Raw genomic sequence first — 23,191 nt, 5'->3', positions numbered from 1 at the left:
CCCCAAAGCCTATCCACCCCGTTTCCTAGGGACAACCGACGCGACATGTCGGAAACATCCCCGCAAAACGCCGTATCTGTAGGACGCTTAAAACAGATGTTGCTCCAATCGTTTGGGCCCGTCGCCGATCTGATCGAATATCCAGTGCTGGATGTCCGGCAACTTGCGCAGTGCGCTGAACACCTTTGGCCCGTGTTGCGCCGTGCATAGCACATGCACGTTGGGGCCTGCGTCGATGGTGGCGCACACGTCCATTCCTTCGCTGCGCAGTTGGCGGACGCGTTCCAGGATCGCAAGCGTTGCCGGCTTCCAATAGAAAATCGGTGGCTGTGAAGTCATGGCAATCAGGTGCAGTTCGATGGCTTCGCGTTCTACCGCGTCGGCCAGTCGGGTGAAGTCGCGTTCGAGAATGGCGCGGCGCGCTTGTTCCAGACGCTCAGGCAGCAGCTTCAGGCGGGTCGGATAAAACTCGCTGCTGTTGGCTAGCAGGTGACCCTGGCGCGAACTGACGGTTTTGTGCCGGGCATCGACGACGGCAATCAGGTCGTGCAGCGGCCAGTGCTGCGCCGGGGCGATTTGCAGGGCCGGCCCCGAGAGTTGTTGCGCATTGCCGGGCCACTGGACGAAACCGCCCGATACCGAACGCGCCGCCGAACCGGAGCCGGACAGGCGTGCCAGATCGCTCAGGGCTGGATAGCTCAGCGATTGCCCGCAATGCACGACAAACGCCGCTGCCAGGGCGCTGAAACCGGCCGCCGAAGAGGCGATTCCGGCACCGGTCGGGAAGGTGTTGGTGGTGGCGATCCGTAACGGTTGCCAATAGTCAAAATGTTCGCGCAAGGCTGGCAGATGATGTTCGATCCCGGCTCGCAAGGTCGGGTCGGCCGGTACCAGTTCGCCGTGCCTGTTTTTCCACAGAAACTCATCGGCCGAGCCACCGGGTAATGGCGCCAGCGTGCAGATACTGACGCAGCGGCTCAGGGTCATGGACAGCGAAGCGTTGTTGGGCAAAGTGTTCTGCGCGTCGCGCATGCCCCAATACTTGATCAGCGCGATGTTGGCGGGGGACGAGACGCTGGTGCGGTTCATGAGGTTTCGATCTCAAGGCCTGCGACCGCGAAAGGTGCGTCGATTCGCTGGTATCGCGTAAGCGCCGGCACGTCCTCTGCTCCCATCACCAGCAACGCACCGGCCTGGTCACCGGTCAGGGCTCCTGCGCCGCAGATTTTTGCTGCCCCTCCCGCGTTTTCTATCGCGCGAGTCAACCGGGCGACGGCTGCAGGGACAGCGCCCAGTTTTTCCAGATCGGCCTGGTAATCGCGTATCACCGCACGAAGTGTTTCGGGCATCGGTCGCGATTGCTGCAACAGCAAACCGAAGCGCTCGGTGTTACGCCTCATGCTGGCGAGCAGGGTATTTTCAGCGCCTTCGAGCCGGTATCGGGTGGCAGCGATGACCTGGCCGGTGCTTTCGCGCGCGGTACCGGTGTTGAAGATTCGCAAGTTGCAGGGTGGCAGATTCAGGGGAGGGGGCATCAATGTGCGTAGACTGAAGACACCTTTCGCGTCGCGCCGGCCCTCGACAACCGAGCCCCGCAGGCTGGTGTTGTGGTCGATGCCCGAAGGCTCGCCGTGCTGATAGCGTTCTACCGACAGGGCCAATTGTTCGAGTGGGTAATCGGTTTCTGTCAGTCTGAATAACTGCGACAGTGCCGCCATCAGCGTGACGGCCAGTGCGCCGGAGCTGCCGAAACCGGCGCCGGTCGGAATCTGCGATTGCACCCGCAGGCTAAAGCCTTGCCAGTCTTGCGGCGCGAGTCGGAGCAGGATTTCACCGATGGCGCATTTGATCAGGTGGTCGGGGGCGCCGGCGTGGAGTTGCGCATAACTCCAGGCATTCGGGACGCGCCGATAATGCTCCCAGGCCAGACGAACATGGCTGACGTAGTCCGCCAACTGCTCGGGGGCATAGCTGTGCTGGAACGAAAGATCGGGCAGTTGCACGTCGATCTGTCGATGCTCGTGCGGGGATATCCACACGTTGCAGTAAAGCCCCACGGCACAGGCGATTGCCGGACATCCATGCAGCGCGGCGTGTTCACCCATCAGGATGACTTTGCCGGGGGCTCTGGCATGGATCATGGTTCAACGCCCCAGCCGCTGATGGGCCGAAACCAGTTGGTGCGAGGCCTGGGCAGCCATGATCGACAGCTCGCCGGCAAGTACCAGTGCACCGAGTATTTCCGCCAGCCGCCGGGTATCGACACCGGGCTTTTTGCTGCCCGGGACGATACCCATCAAGGCCAGGGCTTCGCGCTGAGTGCACAATCCGGTGCCGCCGCCGACCGTTCCCAGCGGTACGTCGGGCATCATGATCGACGCGTAAACGGCGTCATGGTCACAGGCTTCGATACAGGTGATGCCCGTGGCACTTTCCGCCACTTGAGCGACGTCCTGACCGGTTGCGATGAAGACTGCAGTGATCAGGTTGGCGTGATGAGCATTGCCACCGATGGCTGCGGCCATGATTGAACCCAACAGATTCTTCCGGTACTGCAGCTCGCAAAGTGCTTTGGCATCGGTTTTCAGAATGTCGCGCAGTATGTCTTTACTCAGACGGACTTCGGCGTGGATTTGATAGCCGCGTCCGTTGATGAAGTTGACCATCGCAGGCTTTTTATCGGTGCAGTAATTGCCCGAAATGCTGATGCAGGGGACGCCTGTCTCGGGGCTTATCAATTGGCGGATGACCCGGTCGCAGGCAATGGTTGCCATGTTCATGCCCATGGCATCGGCGGTGTGGAAACGAAAGCGCAGATAGATCGAGGTGCCGACGACGGCGGGCACGATGTCCTGCAACTTCAGGTGGTGACTGTCCTGTTCGCAGAGTTGCCGGATCTGCGCAAAGTGCTCGCGGATCCAGCCCAGAAAGGTCTGTGTCTGCTCGATGCCGCTGGAGCGAAATACTGGCGCACGGGTTATGCCCACCTCTTCGACCCGAACCACGGCGCCGCCGGCAGCGTGCAATGCCCGGCATCCACGGGAGGTACTGGCGACCAGAGCACCTTCGGTAGTGGCCATGGGAACGTAGACCGGCTCCTGGGCAGTGATGGCCTGGCCCTTGACGAGCAACGGGCCGGCGACGCCCAGCGGAATCTGGATGGAACCGATCCGGTTCTCGCAATGGGCCGGCCGAGGATCGTGGGAGTATTCGCCAATGCTGCGCAGTGATGCCCCCGCTGATGCGTTGCAGCGCTTCGCGGCGAATCAGGGCCGCTTCATCGTTGGCCATGGAGTCGGGCAGCTGATGAAATCGTATCTCCCCCCTGACCAGAGCCTCGATCCAGTGGTTGCCAAAGTGGTGGGGGTCAGACATCGCAGGCTCCGTGGTTCAACCGCTGTACAGGTTGATGATCGGAGCAAATGAACAAAACAGCGCCTGTCAAAGTTGACAGTCTTTTATATCGATTGGCGATTAGTGCCCACAAAAAAAGGCGACACCCCTCACAGGGCATCGCCTTTCTCTTAACCACCGTTAAAGCTTATTCCGGCAGTTTGTACGCAATCACATAGTCACCCATCTTGGTGCCCAGCGAGCCGTGACCACCGACAACGAGCAGGACGTATTGCTTGCCGTCCTTGCCGGTGTAGGTCATCGGGGTCGCTTGGCCGCCGGCAGGCAGACGCGATTTCCACAGTTCTTTGCCGGTGTTCACGTCGTAGGCGCGCAGGTACTGGTCGAGGGTGCCGCTGAGGAAGCCGACGCCGCCAGCAGTAACGATCGAGCCGCCCATGCTTGGCACGCCCAGGGTGAAGCCGATCGGGATTGGCGAGCTGTCGCGGCTGGTGCCGTTTTTGCGTTTCCAGACGACTTTGCCGGTGGTCAGGTCGATACCGGCGACGTAGCCCCAGGCCGGGGCCTGGCACGGTACGCCCAGTGGCGACATGAACGGGTGCATGATCACCGCGTATGGCGCGCCGGTGTTCGGTTGCACGCCAGCGGTTTCGCTCTCGCGTTTGCTGCCGGCGGCGACTTTCTCGCGTGGCACCATTTTCGAGACGAAGGCCATGTAGTTCGGGCTGGTGAACAGCATCTGGCGAACCGGGTCGACAGAAACACCGCCCCAGTTGAACACGCCGACGTTACCCGGATAGATCAGGCTGCCCTGTTCCGACGGAGGCGTGTATTGGCCTTCGTAGCGCAGTTCCTTGAACTGGATGCGGCACAGCATCTGGTCGAACGGGCTGGCGCCCCACATGGCTTTTTCGGTCAGTTCCGGGGCCAGCAGGTTCAGGTCCGAACGGGCCTGGGTCGGGGCGGTGTGGTCGCCTTTCACGGCGCCTTGCGGAACCGGGATTTCCTGGATCGGGATGATCGGCGTGCCGTCACGACGGTCGAGGACGTACAGGCTGCCCTGTTTGGTCGGGGCGATCAGCGCAGGCTTGATGCCGTCGGCGGTTTTCATGTCCAGCAGGGTTGGCTGGCTGCCGACGTCCATGTCCCACAGGTCATGGTGGGTGAACTGGTAGTTCCAACGCACTTTACCGGTGCCCAGGTCCAGGGCTACTACGCCGGCGCTGAATTTCTCGGCGCCCGGGGTGCGATCGGCGCCCCACTGGTCTGGAGTCTGGTTGCCCAGTGGCAGGTAAACCATGCCGAGTTTTTCATCGACGCTGGCCAGCGACCACATGTTGGCCGAGTTGCGGCTGTAGGTTTCGCCCGGCGCCAAAGGCTCGGTGGCGTCTGGCTTGTCGCTGTCCCAGTTCCATACGAGGTGGCCGTCGCGCACGTCGAAGGCGCGGATCACGCCCGATGGCTCGTTGGTCGATTCGTTGTCGGTGACGTGACCGCCCATGATCACCAGATCACGGGTGATGGCGGCAGGCGAAGTCGAGTAGTAGCCACCGGCGGTGAACGGGCCGATGCCTTGAGTCAGGTCGACCACGCCTTTGTTGCCGAAGCCTTCGCAGATCTTGCCGGTGTCGGCGTTCAGTGCGATCAGGCGGGCATCGGCGGTCGGCAGATACAGGCGACGCAGACAGGCCTGGGCGACAGCTTTGCCGGCCTCGGAGATGACGGCGGACGCAGCGTTTTCAGACTTGGCGTAAGCGGCTTCGTCGTAGTACGACACGCCACGGCAGGTCATGTGGGCGAAGCCCTTGAAGCCGACCGGGCTCTTGATCTGCGGGTCGAAGCGCCACAGTTCCTTGCCGGTGTCCGGGTCCAGCGCCAACACTTTGCTGTGGGCGGTGCAGGCGTAAAGCATGCCGTTGGCTTTCAGCGGAGTGTTTTCGTTGGTCAGCTCGACCGGGTCATCGGCAGTCGGCAGGTCGCCGGTCTGGATGCGCCAGGCTTCTTGCAGCTTGCCGACGTTGGCCGGGGTGATCTGCTTCAGTGGCGAGTAGCGGTCACCGAATTCGGTGCGGCCGTAGGCCTGCCAGTCGCCATCGGGCATTGCTGGCGCGGTGCTGGTGGTGTCGGCAGTGTCGCGACCCAGTTCGCCGAAGGTTTCGCCCGGGTGGGTAAACAGGCTGGCCAGAGCAGTGACGCCGGCCAGAATCACGGCCACGGTCAGGCCGCCGGTGCCCATCGGCGCAGGGCCTGCGAGCAACAGCGGACGACGGAACCACGGCAGCAGCATCACGAAACCGACGACAAACCACAGCGCCAGACGTGGCACCAGTTGCCACCAGTCCAGGCCGACTTCCCACAGCGCCCAGACGGTGCTGGCGAACAGCACGATGGCGTACAGGCCCAATGCTGCGCGACGGCGCATCAGCATCAGAATGCCGGTCAGCGTGATGCCGATACCGGCCAGCAGGTAGTACAGCGAGCCGCCGAGCGTGCTCAGCTTGATTCCCCCGGCCAACATGGCCAGGCCCATCAGTAGAAGCAGAATGCCGAGCAGGCTCGGAAGCAGACGGCCTCGACTCGAAGCACTTTCGGTGCTCATAGTGTGGTTCTCCGTGACGTTTCAAGTAGTCCCGCGCTGTAGTCACTGTAGATGACGATCGGGCGCGGGCATGGTTCAGATAAAAACTTGTCTAGCTATCGAATTTCATCTGCAGGCCTGAGCGGCCTGCATCGGGTCAGAACGACGACTGGATCTTGATCCCGCCGATCAGCGCGTCATCGACCTTGTCCACACCGCCCGGATGGCGGATGTATTGCAGGTTCGGGCGCACGGTCAGCCAGTTGGTGACGTGCACGCCGTAATAAAGCTCGGCGCTGTATTCGGTGTCCTGCGGTGGCAGGAAGGACGGATCGTCGTAGTCGTAGACGGCGCGGGCCTGGTTGGTCGCTTCAGCGTTCTTGCGGTAGGCCGGGTTGACGTGGACGCGGGCCAGAGCGAAACCGATGTCGTCCTTGGCGCGGGCGTCGAACAGACCTTTGTAGACCACGCCGGCCTGGACGTAGTTGTCGATGGCGTTGGTCTTCTTGTCGTGCATCGTGCCGTTGGCGAACACGCTCAAGCCCCGGGAGTTGTCGCTGGCGACGCTGGTGATCTGCTGCTGCACGCCGAGCCACACGCCGTGTTTGCTCGAAGCGCTGCGATAGGCTTCGCCGCTCAGGGCGGCCGGCTGGCCGTTGCTGTCTTTATACGCGTCGGTGGCCTTGGCGTTGCTGTAGTAGTAACCGGCGCGGTACTCGCCCGGCAGGCCGTTGAGTTTCGGCATCCACACCAGTTCGATCGGCAGGATCGCGCCCTGGGTGCCGCTGCCGCTGAGTTTGAAGCCGTTGCCGCGATCGAGGTTCGACGGGTTCTGCTCATAGGCGCCGACTTGCGCGTACAGCTCTGGCGTCAGGTGATATTTGACGCGCATTGCCCATTGGCTGACCGGCCAGTTGTACCAGATGCCGCCGACCCAGTTACCGACCTGCGAGCCGCAGAACGCCAGGTTCTGGAAGTCGCACGGGAATGTGTTGAAGTCTTCGCCTTCGCCAAAGCGGCCGACCTTGATGTCGAGCTTCTGATCGAAGAATTTCTGCTGGTACCACATCTGCGTCAGGCGGGTGGTCTGGCCACGGCCCCAGACTTCCTGGGCGGAAGTGAAACCACCGACGCGCGGGTCGTTGATGCGGTCGTTGCTGATGTTGTTGCCGCTGCGCTTGGTCACGGTCAGCTGAAATTCGGCGTCGTTCCAGCCCAGCAGTTTTTGCAGGTCCAGATGCGTGCCGAGACCCCATTGGTCGCTGTAGCGCGCGGTGCGGTCGTGGTCGTAGCCGCCGTGCAGGTTGCTGCCCATTTCGCCGGTGTAGTTGAGCTTGAAGTCGATACCTTTTGCCGCGAGTTCGCTGCGGGTGCCGTTCCAGTCACCGAGCATCCACGGTGATTCACTGTCGAAGGCCGGGGCGGCCTGGGTGCAGGTGGCGAGGCCAAGGGCGGTGCAGCCGCCGATCAGGCGCAGGGTTGAGATAGCGCTGTCTCGGGAGAACGGAAAATCGGGCATGAATAGGGTCTTTCTTGATCTTTTTTGGGGGATAAGCTGGCCGCTACGATTTGACGCAGGCAGTGAAGCGATTCAGCAGAAGGGCGGCAGGATAATGTCCTGTTACAAAAACACAAAGTGCTTTTGCAGACATGAACCCTTTCGGATTCGGTAACAGTGCGGCAATACAGCGCATTGCGGGCGTTGGCGCAGGCTGCGATCTTCTCCGGTTGGCCTACATTTAACCCAAGGCCTTCCACCCGCCCATGCCCTCGGCTAAGGTGCGCGGCTTCTGCATTTTCACTTCGCCCAAAGGCCCGGCATGAACGACCACAATCCCGATCCGCTGCACGGCGTGACCCTCGAACAAATCCTCAATGCACTGGTAACCCACTACGAATGGTCGGGCCTGGCCGAGCGCATCGACATCCGTTGCTTCAAGAGCGATCCGACCATCAAGTCGAGCCTGACCTTTTTGCGCAAGACGCCATGGGCGCGGGAAAAGGTCGAGCGCCTGTACGTGAAGCTGATGCGCACCAAGCGTCCGCTCTGAGATGAACGCCGTGCTGCGGCGACGCCTGATCACTTCGGCCGCGGTGCTGGGCTGGGCCGGGCTGGGGATTCAGCTGTACCTGATTTTCTTCGCGCGCCTGAGCGTCGGTGCCAGCCTGCTGGGCGGGCTGGTGAGCTTCTTCAGTTACTTCACGGTGCTTACCAATACATTGGTGGCGGTGGTGCTGACCTGCGCGGTGACCGATCGCGAATCCGCTGCACGCCGCTGGTTTCTGCAACCGTGGGTCAGCAGCGGGATTGTCGTGAGCATTACCGTGGTCGGCCTGGCCTACAGCATTTTGCTGCGGCATTTGTGGCATCCGCAGGGCTGGCAGTTTATCGCTGACGAATTGCTCCACGACTTGATGCCGCTGCTGTTTCTGGCGTATTGGTGGCTGTGTGTGCCGAAGGGCACTTTGCGTCTGAAGCATCTGCCGCTGTGGCTGATCTATCCGCTGGTGTATTTCGCCTATGCGCTGTTGCGCGGGCATCTGCTGGGGGCTTACGCCTATCCGTTCATTGACGTGGCACTGCTGGGTTATCCACAGGTGTTCGTCAATGCCGGGGGGATTCTGCTGGGGTTTGTGCTGATTGCGTTGCTGGTGATCGGGATTGATCGCTGGAAGGGGCGGCGCCTTTAACAGCGCCGCCGCTCGTTTCACTCCTCTTCGGAGCCTTCGGCGCGCCAGTAGCCGACGGCCTTGACGAACTGCTCATCCAGCCCGTGCTCATCGAGCAGCACCCGGCGGATCTGCCGCGAGACTTTGGTTTCCGTCGCCACCCACGCATACAGATTGCCCTTGGGCACCTGCAGTTGTTTGACGGTCGTCAGCAGGTTGTCCCTGCCGCCCTCACGCAACACCCAGATCACATTGACCTGCGCCGCGCTTTCCAGGGTTTGCTGCTCCTTGCCGTTTTCCACCTCGATCACCACCAGCGCCTTGCGATTGGCCGCCAGGCCTTCGAGGCGGCGGGCGATGGCGGGCAGGGCGGTTTCATCGCCGATCAGCAGGTAGCTGTCGAAGATGTCCGGCACGATCATCGAACCGCGCGGGCCGCCGATGTGCAGGAACTGCCCCGGTTTGGCCTGTTCGGCCCAGGTCGAGGCAGGGCCGTCGCCGTGCAGGACGAAGTCGATGTCCAGCTCAAGCTTGTCGAGGTCGTAACGACGCGGGGTGTAGTCGCGCATTTCGGGCATCGCCACATCGCTCTTGCCGCCGCCGAGCACCAGGGTTTCCAGTGCTGCGGTCTGTTCGGCGTTCTGCGGGAACAGCAGTTTGACGTGATCGTCGGTACCGAGGCTGATGAACCCGGCCAGTTCCGGCCCGCCCAGGGTGATGCGGCGCATGCGCGGGGTCAGGTCGACCACCCGCAAAACTTCCAGTCGACGGCGTTTGATTTCGTGCATCACACGGTGGATGCCTTGGGTCTGGACTTCAGTCATTCGGCTTTCTCCGGGGCAGATTGAACGGCGGGGCCGTCGACGATGGCTTTGGCGGTGTCGTTGAGCAGGTCGCGCACCCGCAGGATTTCCTCCGGGCTCCAGCGCCCGTGATGCATCTGCAGGGCGTGACGCAGATTGTGTACAGCTTCATGGATTTCGGGCGGCCGGTCGTGACCGCGCAGCGAGCGCTTGCTGACGTCGATGCGCATGCGCACGCCATCCAGCGCCACCGCCTGTTCGCTGAGGGATTGGCGGCCGGCATCGGTCACCGCGTAGCGCTTTTTGCCGCCCTCGGCATCGCCGGTGATCATTTCGCTCTCTTCGAGGAATGTCAGGGTCGGGTAGATCACGCCGGGGCTGGGGCTGTAGGCGCCGTCGAACATGGTTTCGATCTGGCGGATCAGGTCATAGCCGTGGCACGGCTGCTCGGCGATCAGCGCCAGCAGCAGCAATTTCAGATCGCCCGGGGCGAATACTCGCGGGCCGCGACCGCCGCGCTCGCGACCGTGGCGTTTTTCGAAGCCGTCACGGCTGTCGCCGTGGTCACGGTGGGGGGAATGATGGTCTCTCATTTCAGTCGTCTCTCGTCGTATTTAGATACAACTTAAGATATATCTTTACCGCCGGGCAAGGTCTTTTTTTCCGAAAGAGAATGGCCGCTGACGAGCGGTCGAGGAGCGTGAGGAGGGGGTTTCAAATGAGTTATTGCCAAAAAGACCGGTCAAGCAGAAATAACCATGAAGTTAAAGCTATCACTCTATTAATAATTGAGCTTATATTCTAAAACTTCAGGAAAGTGCTACTGGCTGGCGGTGAAAGTGCTGTAATGTTTTTTACTTTAAACTGTAGGTAAGATGTTGCTTACAGTCACTTTTTTGAATTTGTGATTTTTGATGTTTTTTCTTTCGAACTGCAAGGGTGTTGAACTACAAGTTCGTGGGAAGTTGCCTGCTTACATTCTATTTGCAAGCGTTGATCATGCCCCGGAGTTGAACTTCCGTGTTTCAGGCCTTATCGGCCGTTGTGACCTGAACTTCAATGTTTCGATTCCTTAAAAAGAAAACAGGTACTGATCGATGTTCAAGAAAATCGCAATCACCGCTTCTCTCGCTGCCCTCGCCCTGAGCTCTTCCGTGACCTTCGCTGCCGGTGAAGCGCGCCACTCCATCAGCCTCATCGCCCATGTGCCGACCAATGGTTTCTACGTGGTGCCGACCGATGCGGATCTGGTCAACAAAGACCAGGATATGAGCTATCAGCCAAGCACCGGCAAGATGCGTGAAATCAATGGCTTCTTCGACGTGCGCAACAACAACGGTTCGATTCACGCCAGCCTGGAAAGTGTTCCGCAATTGATCTACGGAAGCGACACCATCGCGCTGGAAGTTTCGTTCAATAACAAGGTACTGACCCAGACTCCACAAATGGTCGTAGGTGAGTCCGAGTCCGACGTTAACTTCCGCGCGCCCCTGAAGATCAGCGCCAAGGGCACCACGTTCAACCCGGGTGATTACACCGGTACTGTTGCGCTGACCTTCGACGCCGTACCGCCGATCGCTGCGCTCTGATCGGGCACCTGCGCTGACGGTCCTGTAGCGTTTCCCGGCGGGACAACCATTCCCCAATGTCCCGCCGGATTTCAACTTGTTCGAAATCAGAGTAAGAGTTCATGTTCCCGATGACACCCATCGCGGTTGCGCTTGCGCTGCTGTTTTGTGCCGGTGCGACGGCGGCCCCTGTTTCCCCGGGTTCGACGCCACGCAGTCTGCTGGCGCAAGCCAAAGGTTTGCCAGCAGATTTCGAGGAACATTTCTTCGACGTCCCCCTGGCAGTGCGGATCGAGCTTGACCAGCAACCTTTGGGTGAGGCGCTGGTCGTGCTGTCACGTGATGACCGCATCACCCTGCTCGAATTTACCGATACCAGCGAAAACCGCTACGGCCCTGCGGAACGGGAACAGTGGGCAACTTTTCTCAAGCCTGGCGTGCCATTGGGCGATTGCACCGGTGCGTGCCCGAATGATGTGCTGGCCGTGCATTACAACCTTGAAAGTTCCCTGGTCTCGATCCTCACCCGCAATGCCGAGCGCGATCTCGAGACCAAGCGTTTTCACGATCAGCCCCTCGAAGGCAGCAGCGGCCTGATGGTGCGTAATCAGCTCAACCTCAATGGTGGCCAGGATCAGGACCTGGGTGGGCGCTATGGTCTGGAGGCCAGTGGCAGCCTGGGTAACTGGAGCCAGACGTTCAACATGCAACTGGCGCGCATTGGCGGTCCCGACGACAAGCTGTACCACGCCGTGCACGAGCTTTACACCCAGCGCGAGCTGCAAGGCAGCTTCTTCCGCCTGGGTTATTTCACCCCCAATTCCGAAGGCCTGACCCGTCAGCCGCGTACATTCGGCACCAGCCCCGATACGGCGGTCGGTGTGATGTACGGCAGCTCCGACAGTCTGGCCATCAACAACCCGATGCCCAGCGTTTACCCGATTTATGTCACTGCCAACCGTCAGGGATCGGTGGAGATTTACCGCGACGGCCTGTTGATCAACACGCAGTCGGTGCCCGCCGGATTGCAGACCCTCGATACCCGACCGCTTCCGGGCGGCATCTATGAAGTGGAAGTGCGACTGCTCGAAGATGGTCAGATCACCTCCACCACTCAGGAGCTGGTCTACAAGCCGAACAACTGGCGCAACCTCGACGAGCGCTGGCGCTACAACCTGTTCGCCGGCGAAGAGAGCAAGCTGCTCAGCAACTGGGATCAACAGGCCAGCGGCAGTCCAACGGCCGGAGCTTCGATCAACTACCTGGCGCACCCACGGGTGATTCTCGGGTTGTCGGCACGACAGATCCGGGAAAAATTGCAGTTCGGCACGTCCATCGACTGGACGCTGGCCAACCATCTCAGCCTGTATGCCAACGTCTACCAGACCCGTGACTACGGCACCGGACTGGACCTGCAAAGCCTTTACAACTATGGCTCCGGGAGCCTGATCTTCAGTCACACCCGCAGTTGGCTGGACACCACCGATCTTTACGAAATCCTGCCCGACGGTACCCGTGTGCGGCAACGCAACGTGTTCGTCGGCCAGACCAGCAACTCATCGCTGGCGATCAACCATCGCCTCGATCAGCGCAACTCTTTCAACATGCGGGTCGCCCACAGCGAGGGCAATGTCGAGGGGCTCGGTGTGGATGTCGGCTGGAACCGGCGTGCCGTGCTGTTCGGCAACGACGCCAACTGGCGGCTGTCGCTGTTCGACCGGCCCGGCAGTTTCAGCAGCGGAGATGACCGTAATCGTGGCGTCGATCTGAGCCTGAACCTCGCGATCGGCGGACCGGGGCAACAACTGACCGGCAGCATCGGTTCACGCACCGATCGCGATGGCGGTCGCGACAACAACGCCTCGCTGGGCTGGCGCAAGGACTTCAAGGATCACGTGCTGCAAAACGTTTCGGTGACGGCATTGACCGACACCTATGGTGTCGGTCTGACGAGCCTGGGCACCTTCCGTACCGACACGGTCAATGGCGACGGGTTCGTCCAGCGTTCGTCCTATAACAACAAGCTGACCGGCGGCCTCAACCTCGACAGCACCCTGGTGATGGGCGGAGAGAAAATGCTGATGACCAGCGAATACGAGATGCGCGGCGCCGGCATGATCGTCGACGTGGAATCGGACATTGACGGTATCGTCCTGCGGGCCGACGACCTCAGCGGCGGCGGTGCTGCATTGAAGCCGGGGCGCAATTTCATTCCGCTGACGGCCTACCAGAACAGTTCCGTAAGCTTCGACTTCGAAGGCAACCATGTGCCCGCCGCCACCATTGCCCCGGCCCGTGCGCGTTATCACCTCAACAAGGGCGGCGTGGATTACCGGCAAGTCCGGGTGATGAAAACCCTGACCGTGCTCGGCCGCCTGGTCGATGAGCAGGGCCGGCCCCTCAAGGGCCATCACGTGATCAACCACGCCAGTCGCGGGGTGACGGAAGTCGATGGGTTCTTCTCGATGGAGATGAACGCCGGGTCGCCGACTCTCGAAGTGCGCCGCGAAAACAACCTGCTGTGCCAGTTCCGTCTTAACGAGAAGGACCATCGCAGCGAAAACAATGTGCTGATGATCGGTGACCTGCGCTGCACGCCGGACACCCTGGCCGATCTCGCATCCACCGAACAGAAGGCGGGTTGACGTCATGAAAGCGACAACGTACTGGCTGGGTTTACTGGCGGTGCTGAGCCTGCCATCCGAGGCGGCCAATCATGAGATCAGGGCGTTGTTCCAGCCTGATCCCTCTCAGCCGAACAAGAACATTTTCGTCAACAAGACTCCGAACACTGGCTATTGCGCGACTTACCCGGATCAGTGCTCTGCGAACAGTATGTTCAGTATTCAAACGCCAGTGCGCTTCATGTCCACGCGGCCCGTCGCGTCTGGCGATAGTCTGGCAGTGAGGGTTCCGGCCAATTGGCGGCGGTTGACCGTCATCAATCGGGATACGCAGGAAACAGAAACCGTTGAAGTGCGAATCATCGGAATCGGGTCCAACTATATCCTGAGCCATCCGGCGGCCGATCTGACCGGAGTGACGACCCCTCTGGAGGGACATCAGAAACTCTGGACCGCCAGCAGTTGGGTCTATGCTCCGACGCCCTGTCAATACAGCGGCGTAGGGGCCTACACACCGACGAACTACAGGTTTTTCTGGAAGTCACCGGTAGAGGCTGCCTGTACCAAGGTCGCCGCATACCGGATTCCGTCGATGTCTTTCGACACCCTCGATTTTGCATATGAATTGAGAACGCCCAATCCCTTGGGTATGTCTTCCGGGCTCTACACCGGATCGTTGTCCTACACCTTGGGCCCCGGTGGTGATTTTCAGATGGGCACGACGATGGTGCCGGACGATAGCAATCTGACCCTGGATTTTGTTCTGGACGTACAGCACACGCTGAAAGTCGAGCTGCCCCCTGGCGGGAACAAGATTGCACTGGAGCCGTCAGGCGGCTGGCAGCAATGGATCGACAGCGGCCGCAGGCCGACCGACATCTTCCGCAATCAGCCGTTTTTCCTGTCCTCTTCATCGCGTTTCAAGGTGATGTTGCAGTGCAGTTCTCTGGGGGGGGCCGACTGCAATATAGGCAATAACCAGGTGGGCTACTCCAAGTTCCAGATCCGGCTCACGATGCCACCCGGCATTGTAGGCCCCGGGAATGCCGATGGCTGGTCCGGCACGCTTACCTACAACACCTGGCTTGGACCGTTCGAGCCCAGCCGTTACATCGATCGCAAGCAAGGCAATTTGCGCTTCTTCATCTCTCCCGGGTTTCTGGATTTTTTGAAACCCGGCATGAACGGCACGCTGTGGGGCAACGCGACGATCATTTTCGATTCGGAAGTATGAGCATCTGCCAACGGGGCATTGTGATTTTGATGAGGTTGAAACGATGAAACATCTGTTTTTGCTGTTGCTGTGCGCGGTGTTCTGGACCACGGCCCAGGCCGGACCGCAGATCAATGTGGGCACGGTGTACGACTACCTGGACGGCGAGAAAAGTACCTACCTGAAACGGGTGTTCAACAGTGGCGACAGCACTGCGTTCGTCAAGGTCAATGTGCTGGAGATCGTCTACGACGGCCAAGGCCAGCCCCAAGAGATTCCGGTTGCCAGCGCCGCTGATGGTGCGTCGCGAAACGGCCTGATGGCCAGCCCGGCGCGCCTGATCATCCCGGCCCAGGGCATGCAGGGCACGCGTCTGCTTTACATGGGGGAACGTGATCGCGAGCGCTATTTCCGTGTGCGCTTCGTGCCGGTGGTGCCGGAGAAGGAAGACGATTTTGTGGTTTCCAGCGAAGAGCGCGAAGACTACAAAAAGACGCTTTCGGCGGGCGTCAACGTGATGACCGGATTCGGCACGGTGTTTTTTGTACGGCCGAAAGATGCCCGCTACGACACCGCCCTCAACGAAACCGATGGACGCTTTGAAGTGCGCAACAACGGCAACACCGTGATTGTGGTTGACGAGTTCAAGAGCTGTTCACTGGATAAGGAAACCGACTGCGGCGCGACCATCAAACACCACGTCATGGCCGGCCGAACGTTCGCTTTCGACAAGGAAAAGGGCCGCGAGTATCGCTTCAAACTCGTCGAAGGCGAGCGCAAGCAGGATCTCAAGGTCGTCAGCCGCTGACACACAGGAAACGACATGAACAAGTATTGTGTGGCCGTCGCTCTGGCGGCAATCAGCACGTTGACTGGAACCGCTGTCTGGGCGGCTCGGGAAACGCTGGAATTCGAAGTGACGCTGACCATCCCCAGCCGACCGTTTTACATCCTGCCGTCGGAACCGGACTGGATCCACCGACCGCAGATTCTGCTCTGGAACTACCCGGACTCGACCCTCGGAGGGTTCAGCAAGAACTTCGATGTGCGGCATGACACCAGTGCCATCGAGGCACGGCTGGAAAGTGCGCCGTACCTGTCGACGGGCAGGCCCGGCGAGAATATCGATCTGCGTGTGCGCTTCAACAACGTAGAACTGAGTGCCGCTCCGGCGTTCCGTCAGGTGCTGTCAAAAGAGGAGGCCGCGATGGGCAAGCGAGTGCCGCTGGAGATCGATCCGGTGAGGCCGCCCGGTGGTTACAAGGCGGGAGATTATTTCGGCAACGTTCTGGTCCTGTTCAATGCGAGGGCTCCGGGAGAGTAGTAAGTGGCAGTCGCTGATCGGTATCCGTTTGCGAACGGATAAAGGAAAGATCGCGATCATTGCCGGGCTGGGCAGCCGCCAGGGAGGCGGATTTTCTATCGAAGCAAAGGAAAGCGACATGATCAAGCAAGCGGTGATCGCCGTGTGCGTGGGCGTTTCGACGCCGATGGCCGGTGGAGCCTTCGCAGCACAGGAAAAGAATATTTTTGAAGTCTCGGTGGATATTCCGACCCTGGAATTTTATGTGATACCGAGCGAACCGGACTGGATACACCATCAACAGACGCTGCCCTGGGACCTCGCCACTTCGACCCTCGGCGGCTTGCGCAAGAACTTCGATGTGCGCAACGACAGCAGTGCCATCGAAGCCCGCCTCGAAAGCTTCCCCTTTCTCTCCAGCGGCCTGGATTCACGGGATGACATCAGTCTGCGCATCAACTTCAACGGTACGGAATTGAGTCATAACCCTGTGCCGGTTCAGGTCGTGTCCCGCGAGGAGGCCGTCGCAGGCAAGAGGGTGCTGCTGGAGATCGAGCCACGGGGGCATGCCAACGGTTATACACCGGGTGATTACTACGGCACCGTCAACATCATTTTCAATGTGGCAGCCCCGACGGGTTGATCGTTGAACCAACATAAGACCGTTTGCTGAGCAAGGAGCTGGTAATGGTTTCAGGGTTGCGAACATTCAACAGATTAAGCAAGGCAAAGTGGCAGGCGGGTCTCTACGGCTGGTTGATCTGCTCATCAGCGTACGCGGTGACTCAGGAAATCAGGGCGGTCTATGTTCCGGATCCCGCCAATCCGCAGACCAACAGCTTCATCAACCAGACGCCGCAGAGCGGTTACTGCGCCACCTATCCCAACGATTGCAAACCGTTATCGGGCGTTCGGCTGCCGTTGCGATTCGCTTCGGTGCAGGCACTGGAGCCGGGCTCGTCCGAGCGCAACGGCGCGATGTTCAACATGCCGGCGCAGTGGCGCAGTCTGCTGGTGGCCAATGTTTTCACTGGTGAGACCGCGACGGTGGACATGCGCATCGGCGGGTTCGGTTCCCAGTATGTGCTGAGCGACACGGCGGCCAACCTGACCGGCGAGACCGACGACCAGCAGGCGCACTACAAACTGTGGGGCACCAGTTGGGGCGTTGCGCCGCTGCCTTGCCAACCCGGAACGATGCCGTCTCACGGGCCGGATTTTTTCCGCTTCTTCTGGAAGACGCCGGTCGAAGGGGTCTGCGCCAAACGTGCCGCGTTCGTGATTCCCTGGATGTCCTATGGATACCTGGACGTGGGCTACGAGCTGCGCATGCCGGATCCTTTGCAAATGTCCGCCGGCCTGTACACCGGTCAGTTGACCTACGGTGTCGGGTCGGGGATGGACATCGACACCGGTGACAATCTGCTGCCGGACGGCTCGGCCGTGACTTTCCGGTTCGTGCTGGATGTCCAGCATGTCCTGAAAGTCGATATTCCTCCCGGCGGCAACAAGGTCGTGCTGGTGCCCGAGGGGGGCTGGCTGGCCTGGTTGCAACAGGGGCGAAAACCGGCACGGTTGTTTCGCGACCAGACGTTCAATATTTCGTCCTCCTCGCGCTTCAAGATGTTCCTGGAGTGCCAGTACGGCGGCGTGCACTCCTGTGGGTTGCGCGATACAGAAGGCGGCGCTGCGGATGCGCAGGTGTTCACGAGTGTCAGCCTGCCCGCCAGCATCACCGACAGTGCTGGCCAGCCAGTACGTCATCGACCGTTGAGTACCCTTGCGGATGCCCCGGTATTTCAGCCGGGGCAGTTTCTGGACCGGGCGCCGGGCACGCTGCATTTCGAAATACCCAAGGACTATGTCGAACAGATGCTGCAGCCCGGTCAGGCCCGGCGTTACGCCGGCAACGTCACGGTGATCTGGGATTCGGAGGCCTGAGTCCAACCCTGAAGGCAACCTGGCCGGTTGCCTTCAGGACTGCGCAGCGGCTCAGATCCCCGCGCGAGCCATGGCCTCGCGGGTCAGCCTCTGTTTCAGTGCCTTTTCCTGCCGTCCGATGTCTTCAAGACAATCGTCAAAGGTCTTCTGACTGGTTTTTTCCGTTGTGAGGAGCAGATCCTCCGGGATGGACAGACGCTGAGCCAATTCAGTGAGGGTGCGTCTGAGCTCGGGTGAGTGGTCTTTGCCTTCGCTCCAGCGTTCCTGGGCTTCCTGCAAATCGATCAGCAGGTCGACCTGTTCCTGGTACGCGCGCGCGTTGGCTTCGATTTCTCCCGACCAGGTTTCACGCAAATAACGATCCCAGAACAGTTGGTCGAGCATCTGGTCGACCAGGCCGTCATCGGCCTCGGCATCGAGAATCCTGTCGCCGGCAGCATCGATGGTCTCGTCGGTGACTCCGGCGACCCCGCGAAATTTCATGGCCTCGGATTGCCAGGGCAGTTCAAGCCGTCTGGCCAGACCGGTTTCATAGGCCAGGTGGACTTCCACATCGTCTGCTCCTTCCGGGCGGCCCGCGATATCGGCCCGGGCAATCTCGTTGACTTGCCTGAGGCGCGCAGCACCTTTGGCCAGTGTCACCAGTCGGCGTTCAAGCTCATCGGGAGAACGGGAAAAAGTGCGTGCTTCCGATTCCAGCACGCGTACTCCCATGCTGTTGAACAACTGGGCGCCGGCGTCTTCGCAGCCTTCGGGGTCAGTCGACATCAGGAACAGTTCTTCGCGCAGCCGGGTATCTATGTCCATGGCGTCGATCATGCGCCAGACGCGATCGGTCAACTGATCCAGTGCCTCGCCACCCTGTTCGTAATCGGCAGAACGGGTCAGGTCCTGCAACACCCGGAAGAACCCGTCGGAGCCCGGTTCGCTCGCCACGTCGTGCCACGCCTCTGGGCGAAGTGCGCCGATGCCGGGTGTCTCGTCAACCAGTGCGGTGTCCACGGAAACCGGCCATTGTTCCAGCAAGTCTTCTGCAACGGTGGCGTAAGTGTGTGACGGACGCAGACCCACGGACCTGCGATAGCCTTGGTAAGTGGAACGTGCCTGGCTGGCCACTTGTTCCAGATGAACACGCGTGCGGGCGATCAGGTAAGCCTCATCCGAGCCGGACGGCACTTCGGGAATGTACCTGAGCGGGTTGTTGCCCAGATCAAGAAAGAATCCTCTGGGGCGGGGAACCTCGAACAGGCCCAGCGGCCAGACGTCGATCTGTGTATTGATCAGACTCAGGATCCGCAACCTCGGCATGCGCCCGACCGACAGGGGCATGCTGAGTGGATTGTTGTCCAGCCTCAGGGTTTCCAGGCGCGTCAGTGTGTTCAACAGCCGTTCATTGGCAGGCATCAGCTGCAGCTGGTTGTTGCTCAGACGCAGGGTTTCCAGACGCTGCATCCGGTCGATGCCGGCCGGCAGGGTCCTGAGGTTGCAGTGTCTGGCACTCAATTGACGCAGTTGAGGGAAATCCTTCAGCAGTCCGTTGGTCGCTGAAGAAAATCCCTGGCCGTCCAGGTTCAATGTCGTGATCTGATCGAGCCAGGGTTTGAGGCCGTCCGGCAATTGTCCCCACCAGTGTTGCAGGTCATGGGGCAACATCTCTTTTGATAAATCCAGTGCATAGCCGCTCTCAAGACTGGTGCTGCGCTCCTGGAATACCTCGGACCTGCGTTCGAAGCACTCCAGCAGGCGCTCGGCGATAAAGCGCCCGCCTTTGTGCTGATAGTCCTGAAAGGCGCGGGGCAGATTGGCATCGGGGCCGTCGGCATCCCAGTTGTTCAGGAAGCCCTGTCTCCAGGTTTCCAGTTTTTCCTTCAGCGCCGTGAGTTCACTTTCAAGCCGCGCGATTTTCCAGTGGGCATCGCCGGTGGCCTGCAATGACCGGGTGAACGTCGCCACTTCTGTTTCGCTGAAGTGCGGATAGAGATTGCCGACTTTTTCTTCCACGGTCAGCGGTGCCTTGGACAGCCTCGGTCCGCGCAACAGCAGCTCGGTTTCCAGCGGGATAACAGGACGGATCGGGGAGCGTGCCAGGAGTGTCCGGCGTTCGGCTGGCGTTTCGGTGCAGAGCATCACCCATTGTCTGAACGATTGCCCCTGGCCCGTGCGATAGCCCAGTGCACGGCGTTTGCCTTCGGGCAGGGCGGCCAGTATGGAATCGTAGAAGTCAGCAGCGTCGTGCAGTTTGTTGTTCCCACCGTCGCGTACTTCATAACGACCGTGTTCATCCCGGATCAATCTGCGCACTGTTGTGGCATTGTCCGGGCCGGCGCTGCTTCGCAACCGGCCGTCATGCGTGCCTTCGCGAACCTCTATGCGCAAGTCTGAGAACGTGTCGGTGTAGATCCTCAGTGCGCCGAGCGTGAGACGTTCGGTATCCGGCACCAGCCATGCCGGATCATGCAAGCCCTCGTTGGCCCGGGTGGCAAGCACCTCGAACGCGATTTCCCGGGCCTGAATTTTCAGGCGCAGGGGGATGTGTTGCTGCCCGCTCATGATGCCGTGCTCGTCGGCTGTCGCCTTGTTTGCCAGTGACTCGGCGAGTCGTGCCGACAAGGGAGAGAAATGGCGCTGGATCAACTGAGCCCCGGCATCGCTGGAGCGATTCCTCAAACGGTACTGGTAGTCGATGATTTCGCTCCCGCGAGTTTGCACGGCGTCGGCCAGGCGGTTGCGCAAGACCTGTGCCCGCCGGGCTTTTGGATAGTCCCCGTCCAGCAGTGACTGCATGTCGGCGTCGTCGAGGAACTCCACCAGTCGCTCGGGCAAGCGGTTGTCCAATACGTCGGCCAGTCCGATGGACAACGTCTGATGGTCAGACGCACGGGGGTTGCCGTATTGCCGGTAAGCGCCGGTCAGATCATTGTTTTGCCAGACTTTGAGGGCCTTGTCGGCTGGCCAGCCAGGCATGTCGGGGACCATTCGGTCAAACCAGTGCGAATCCGGGGAAAGGGGCTTTGCTGTGCGAATACGCTCGCCGATCGCTTTTGTTTCCTGGCGGATACGGGTGCGGGTGAGCGTGTCCTCGAGCAGCGGCGGAGGCGGGCTGTTTTCCACATGCATCCGGCGCAACGAGTCGACTGGCGTGCCACTGATGCGCCGTATTTTTTCCAGCTCTGAATCACTGTAACCGTCGACCGAGTGCCCCAGGCGCCGCATCAGGCGCGGGCCTTCCCAGTCATGCACATTCTCGGCTTCGTGAGTCCAGGCCCCCCGGCCGTTGTTGCGCAGCTGAGGCGAATAGGCCTGCGAGCGGGAAGGGTGTTCAATGCGATAGTGACCGCTGCTGCGATCAAGCCTGACCGCATAGTGCTTGCCCTCCAGCGGCAGAACGGTCTTGCCGGCGTGCTGATGCAGGCCCAGGGCGTCGGGTCTGGAGCCATCGGGCAACGCCAGCCGGGATTGCTCATAGGGCTGGAGATCCGGGTGCCACAAACGGGTTTTTCCATCGAGTGAAATAACCGGCTTCATGTTTTCAATCGTGGGGGACAGTTTCAGCAGGAAGGGTTTGGCTATGTGGGCACCAGCGACAAATGTGAGCAATTGCAGGACGTCGAGATAAACCCCGACGATATGTTCCGCGATCTCCTCCCACAGGCCCATGAACAGATCAACTGCGCCTTCGACGACCTCGTTGGTCAGTTGCCAGGCGGTGTAGCCCAGCACTGCGAGCCCGACAACCGGGACAAAAGGCGCGGCCACCATCACTGCCACGTTCAGGATGTCCTGAGCAATCCTGAAGACGTTTGCCCACCAGTCGGCGCGAGCGTTCTGGTCAGCATCTGCCGTCGGCACGGCGATGTTGCGCGCATCGTTGAGGATTTTGTCGAGCTGGCGCTGATAGAGCGATTCCCACAAGGCGCCGCTGATCGGTGTCGCACCGTATTGCAGGTTGGGGTGGCTGACCGGTGTTTCGCGCCAGGAAGGACGTGAGTCTCCACGCTCGTGTGGATACCATTTCACATGCAGCAGACGCTGCTTGAGATCGGCGAAGAAATGTCCGCGCTGGTGGTGATCGACGAACTGGCTGAAGAACTGCCAGTAGCTGCCACCGGTGGAGGGCAGTGTGTCGTTCTTCTGCAACTGGCGAGTCAGTTCGGTCAGGAAGTCGAGGTGGGAGGCGTATTCCTTCAACGGATGTTCCGGGTCGTGCGGAACGTAGGCGATGATCCGCGAAGAGGACAGCGGATGCTCGGGGTCGGGGCGCAGGATCAGGATGCCGGTCATCTTCAGATCCATGATGGTCAGCTCGCAAGCCTGCATCCGCTGCTGGCCAAGCTTGAGTGCCACACGACCGTCGAGCAGGGCACGGATCAGTTGCAGACCTTCACGGTCGATGTCTTTTTTTGCCAGCGCCATGTGTGCGGCCGCACGGAGCGCGGCCTTCTGGCTTTGCACAATCTGCAACTGCACGTAGCTGCGCGCTGCCGGGTCGTCGTTCAACAGCATTTCCTGAAGATGTGCCTGATAAAGCCTGCCGATATCCAGCTCGCGGCAGAGAGTCTGGAACTGGGCCACGGTCATCAGCCGATCCAGTGGGGAAATATCGTACTGGTCGTTAACAAGTTCTCTTTTGACAAGAAACGCGGAGTTCGACGCGTACTGTTCTTCAAAGGAAAAGTTGTTCAATGCTGCCTCGAGCAAAGACACTTTTCTTGTGGATGAACTTTTAATTGCATCTATCACATACCAAGGTGATCTGGCTTCGCGATACAGCATCAGAAACGTATTTTCGATATCAATGTCGATGCCGGTTTTTTCCCTCAAGCGGGCCTTCAGCAGCGGTTTGGCAAACGAGTGAATGTCTTTCAGTCGGGCCAGTGCCCTGTCGGCAGCGTTGCGGGCCGCCCAGGCGCTTCGGTTGACGCTGGCCAGTTGCGGCACCATCCAGAGTTCACGGCGCGGTTTGATCTTTTTCAATGCTTCGCCGTGATGCAGTTTCAGGTCGGTGAATACCGTATCGATCCGCGACTTGATTAATTCGTAATGTTGCCCTTTGTATTCGGTTGTTGCAGTCATGGATACAGCCTTGAATAAGTCAGGAGTGATGAGCCTAACGTTCAAGGGTGCAGAAGATTAGTTC

At 60.1% G+C, this 23,191-nt stretch carries 17 protein-coding genes; 9 read left to right on the top strand and 8 right to left on the bottom strand.

The window, feature by feature from the left end; genetic code table 11:
* Positions 1-87: 87 nt before the first annotated feature.
* The 5 genes from mvaD to QR290_RS23840 all read right to left on the bottom strand — a co-directional run bounded on the left by mvaD (position 88) and on the right by QR290_RS23840 (position 7,451).
* Positions 88-1,089, bottom strand: coding sequence for a diphosphomevalonate decarboxylase (mvaD, locus tag QR290_RS23860; RefSeq protein WP_289203750.1), 1,002 nt, complete (start codon positions 1,087-1,089; stop codon positions 88-90).
* A complete protein-coding gene (locus tag QR290_RS23855) occupies positions 1,086-2,105 on the bottom strand; it encodes a mevalonate kinase family protein (protein ID WP_289203749.1) in 1,020 nt (339 codons plus the stop codon). Before QR290_RS23855 ends, mvaD begins: the two co-directional genes overlap by 4 nt.
* 39 nt (positions 2,106-2,144) lie before the next feature.
* Positions 2,145-3,218: a hydroxymethylglutaryl-CoA reductase gene (locus tag QR290_RS23850; RefSeq protein ID WP_289205326.1), complete on the bottom strand. Its 1,074-nt coding sequence runs from the start codon at positions 3,216-3,218 to the stop codon at positions 2,145-2,147.
* Between the two features lie 323 nt (positions 3,219-3,541).
* Positions 3,542-5,953, bottom strand: a complete 2,412-nt coding sequence (locus QR290_RS23845) for a glucose/quinate/shikimate family membrane-bound PQQ-dependent dehydrogenase (RefSeq protein ID WP_289203748.1) — start codon at positions 5,951-5,953, stop codon at positions 3,542-3,544.
* A gap of 136 nt (positions 5,954-6,089) precedes the next feature.
* Complete coding sequence (locus tag QR290_RS23840; RefSeq protein ID WP_289203747.1) at positions 6,090-7,451, bottom strand: carbohydrate porin; 1,362 nt, start codon at positions 7,449-7,451, stop codon at positions 6,090-6,092.
* A gap of 301 nt (positions 7,452-7,752) precedes the next feature.
* On the opposite strand from QR290_RS23840, the gene QR290_RS23835 reads away from it, so the two are divergent.
* Together QR290_RS23835 and QR290_RS23830 are read left to right on the top strand one after the other, a co-directional pair.
* A complete protein-coding gene (locus tag QR290_RS23835) occupies positions 7,753-7,983 on the top strand; it encodes a VF530 family DNA-binding protein (protein ID WP_007956650.1) in 231 nt (76 codons plus the stop codon).
* A 1-nt stretch (position 7,984) separates the two neighbouring features.
* A complete protein-coding gene (locus QR290_RS23830; RefSeq protein ID WP_289203746.1) occupies positions 7,985-8,623 on the top strand; it encodes a Pr6Pr family membrane protein in 639 nt (212 codons plus the stop codon).
* 17 nt (positions 8,624-8,640) lie between these two features.
* Here the strand turns inward: QR290_RS23830 and QR290_RS23825 are convergent, their stop codons facing one another.
* On the bottom strand, positions 8,641-9,426 hold the full coding sequence (locus QR290_RS23825; protein WP_115079086.1) for a siderophore-interacting protein: 786 nt from the start codon (positions 9,424-9,426) through the stop codon (positions 8,641-8,643).
* Entirely contained in the window at positions 9,423-9,998 is a 576-nt protein-coding gene (locus QR290_RS23820) for a PadR family transcriptional regulator (protein WP_011335784.1), read from the bottom strand. The genes QR290_RS23825 and QR290_RS23820 overlap by 4 nt, the downstream gene beginning before the upstream one ends.
* A 504-nt stretch (positions 9,999-10,502) precedes the next feature.
* Between QR290_RS23820 and QR290_RS23815 the strand changes: the two genes are divergently transcribed.
* The 7 genes from QR290_RS23815 (at position 10,503) to QR290_RS23785 (ending at position 18,054) form a co-directional block, all read left to right on the top strand.
* Entirely contained in the window at positions 10,503-10,994 is a 492-nt protein-coding gene (locus QR290_RS23815) for a CS1 type fimbrial major subunit (RefSeq protein WP_289203745.1), read from the top strand.
* A gap of 101 nt (positions 10,995-11,095) precedes the next feature.
* On the top strand, positions 11,096-13,618 hold the full coding sequence (locus tag QR290_RS23810; protein ID WP_289203744.1) for a TcfC E-set like domain-containing protein: 2,523 nt from the start codon (positions 11,096-11,098) through the stop codon (positions 13,616-13,618).
* A gap of 4 nt (positions 13,619-13,622) precedes the next feature.
* Complete coding sequence (locus QR290_RS23805) at positions 13,623-14,831, top strand: hypothetical protein (protein WP_115079083.1); 1,209 nt, start codon at positions 13,623-13,625, stop codon at positions 14,829-14,831.
* 43 nt (positions 14,832-14,874) lie between these two features.
* A complete protein-coding gene (locus tag QR290_RS23800) occupies positions 14,875-15,618 on the top strand; it encodes a molecular chaperone (RefSeq protein ID WP_115079082.1) in 744 nt (247 codons plus the stop codon).
* A gap of 15 nt (positions 15,619-15,633) precedes the next feature.
* Positions 15,634-16,134, top strand: coding sequence for a fimbrial assembly protein (locus QR290_RS23795; protein WP_115079081.1), 501 nt, complete (start codon positions 15,634-15,636; stop codon positions 16,132-16,134).
* Between the two features lie 118 nt (positions 16,135-16,252).
* Positions 16,253-16,756, top strand: a complete 504-nt coding sequence (locus QR290_RS23790) for a CS1 type fimbrial major subunit (protein WP_289203743.1) — start codon at positions 16,253-16,255, stop codon at positions 16,754-16,756.
* A 137-nt stretch (positions 16,757-16,893) separates the two neighbouring features.
* Positions 16,894-18,054, top strand: coding sequence for a hypothetical protein (locus QR290_RS23785; protein WP_240321655.1), 1,161 nt, complete (start codon positions 16,894-16,896; stop codon positions 18,052-18,054).
* 51 nt (positions 18,055-18,105) lie between these two features.
* Here QR290_RS23785 and QR290_RS23780 read toward each other — a convergent pair whose 3' ends face one another.
* Positions 18,106-23,127, bottom strand: a complete 5,022-nt coding sequence (locus QR290_RS23780) for an NEL-type E3 ubiquitin ligase domain-containing protein (RefSeq protein ID WP_289203742.1) — start codon at positions 23,125-23,127, stop codon at positions 18,106-18,108.
* Positions 23,128-23,191 lie beyond the last annotated feature (64 nt).

The sequence above is a fragment of the Pseudomonas fluorescens genome (assembly GCF_030344995.1).
In the GTDB taxonomy this organism is placed as follows: domain Bacteria; phylum Pseudomonadota; class Gammaproteobacteria; order Pseudomonadales; family Pseudomonadaceae; genus Aquipseudomonas; species Aquipseudomonas fluorescens_BF.
This window is presented reverse-complemented; position numbering and strand designations above follow the sequence as displayed.

Coding starts and splice junctions, on each gene's coding strand:
- QR290_RS23795 (WP_115079081.1), top strand. CDS start 15,634: ATGAACAAGTATTGTGTGGCCGTCGCTCTGGCGGCAATCAGCACGTTG.
- QR290_RS23805 (WP_115079083.1), top strand. CDS start 13,623: ATGAAAGCGACAACGTACTGGCTGGGTTTACTGGCGGTGCTGAGCCTG.
- QR290_RS23825 (WP_115079086.1), bottom strand. CDS start 9,426: ATGACTGAAGTCCAGACCCAAGGCATCCACCGTGTGATGCACGAAATC.
- QR290_RS23830 (WP_289203746.1), top strand. CDS start 7,985: ATGAACGCCGTGCTGCGGCGACGCCTGATCACTTCGGCCGCGGTGCTG.
- QR290_RS23845 (WP_289203748.1), bottom strand. CDS start 5,953: ATGAGCACCGAAAGTGCTTCGAGTCGAGGCCGTCTGCTTCCGAGCCTG.
- QR290_RS23820 (WP_011335784.1), bottom strand. CDS start 9,998: ATGAGAGACCATCATTCCCCCCACCGTGACCACGGCGACAGCCGTGAC.
- QR290_RS23815 (WP_289203745.1), top strand. CDS start 10,503: ATGTTCAAGAAAATCGCAATCACCGCTTCTCTCGCTGCCCTCGCCCTG.
- QR290_RS23790 (WP_289203743.1), top strand. CDS start 16,253: ATGATCAAGCAAGCGGTGATCGCCGTGTGCGTGGGCGTTTCGACGCCG.
- QR290_RS23800 (WP_115079082.1), top strand. CDS start 14,875: ATGAAACATCTGTTTTTGCTGTTGCTGTGCGCGGTGTTCTGGACCACG.
- QR290_RS23840 (WP_289203747.1), bottom strand. CDS start 7,451: ATGCCCGATTTTCCGTTCTCCCGAGACAGCGCTATCTCAACCCTGCGC.
- QR290_RS23835 (WP_007956650.1), top strand. CDS start 7,753: ATGAACGACCACAATCCCGATCCGCTGCACGGCGTGACCCTCGAACAA.
- QR290_RS23855 (WP_289203749.1), bottom strand. CDS start 2,105: ATGGGTGAACACGCCGCGCTGCATGGATGTCCGGCAATCGCCTGTGCC.
- mvaD (WP_289203750.1), bottom strand. CDS start 1,089: ATGAACCGCACCAGCGTCTCGTCCCCCGCCAACATCGCGCTGATCAAG.
- QR290_RS23810 (WP_289203744.1), top strand. CDS start 11,096: ATGTTCCCGATGACACCCATCGCGGTTGCGCTTGCGCTGCTGTTTTGT.
- QR290_RS23780 (WP_289203742.1), bottom strand. CDS start 23,127: ATGACTGCAACAACCGAATACAAAGGGCAACATTACGAATTAATCAAG.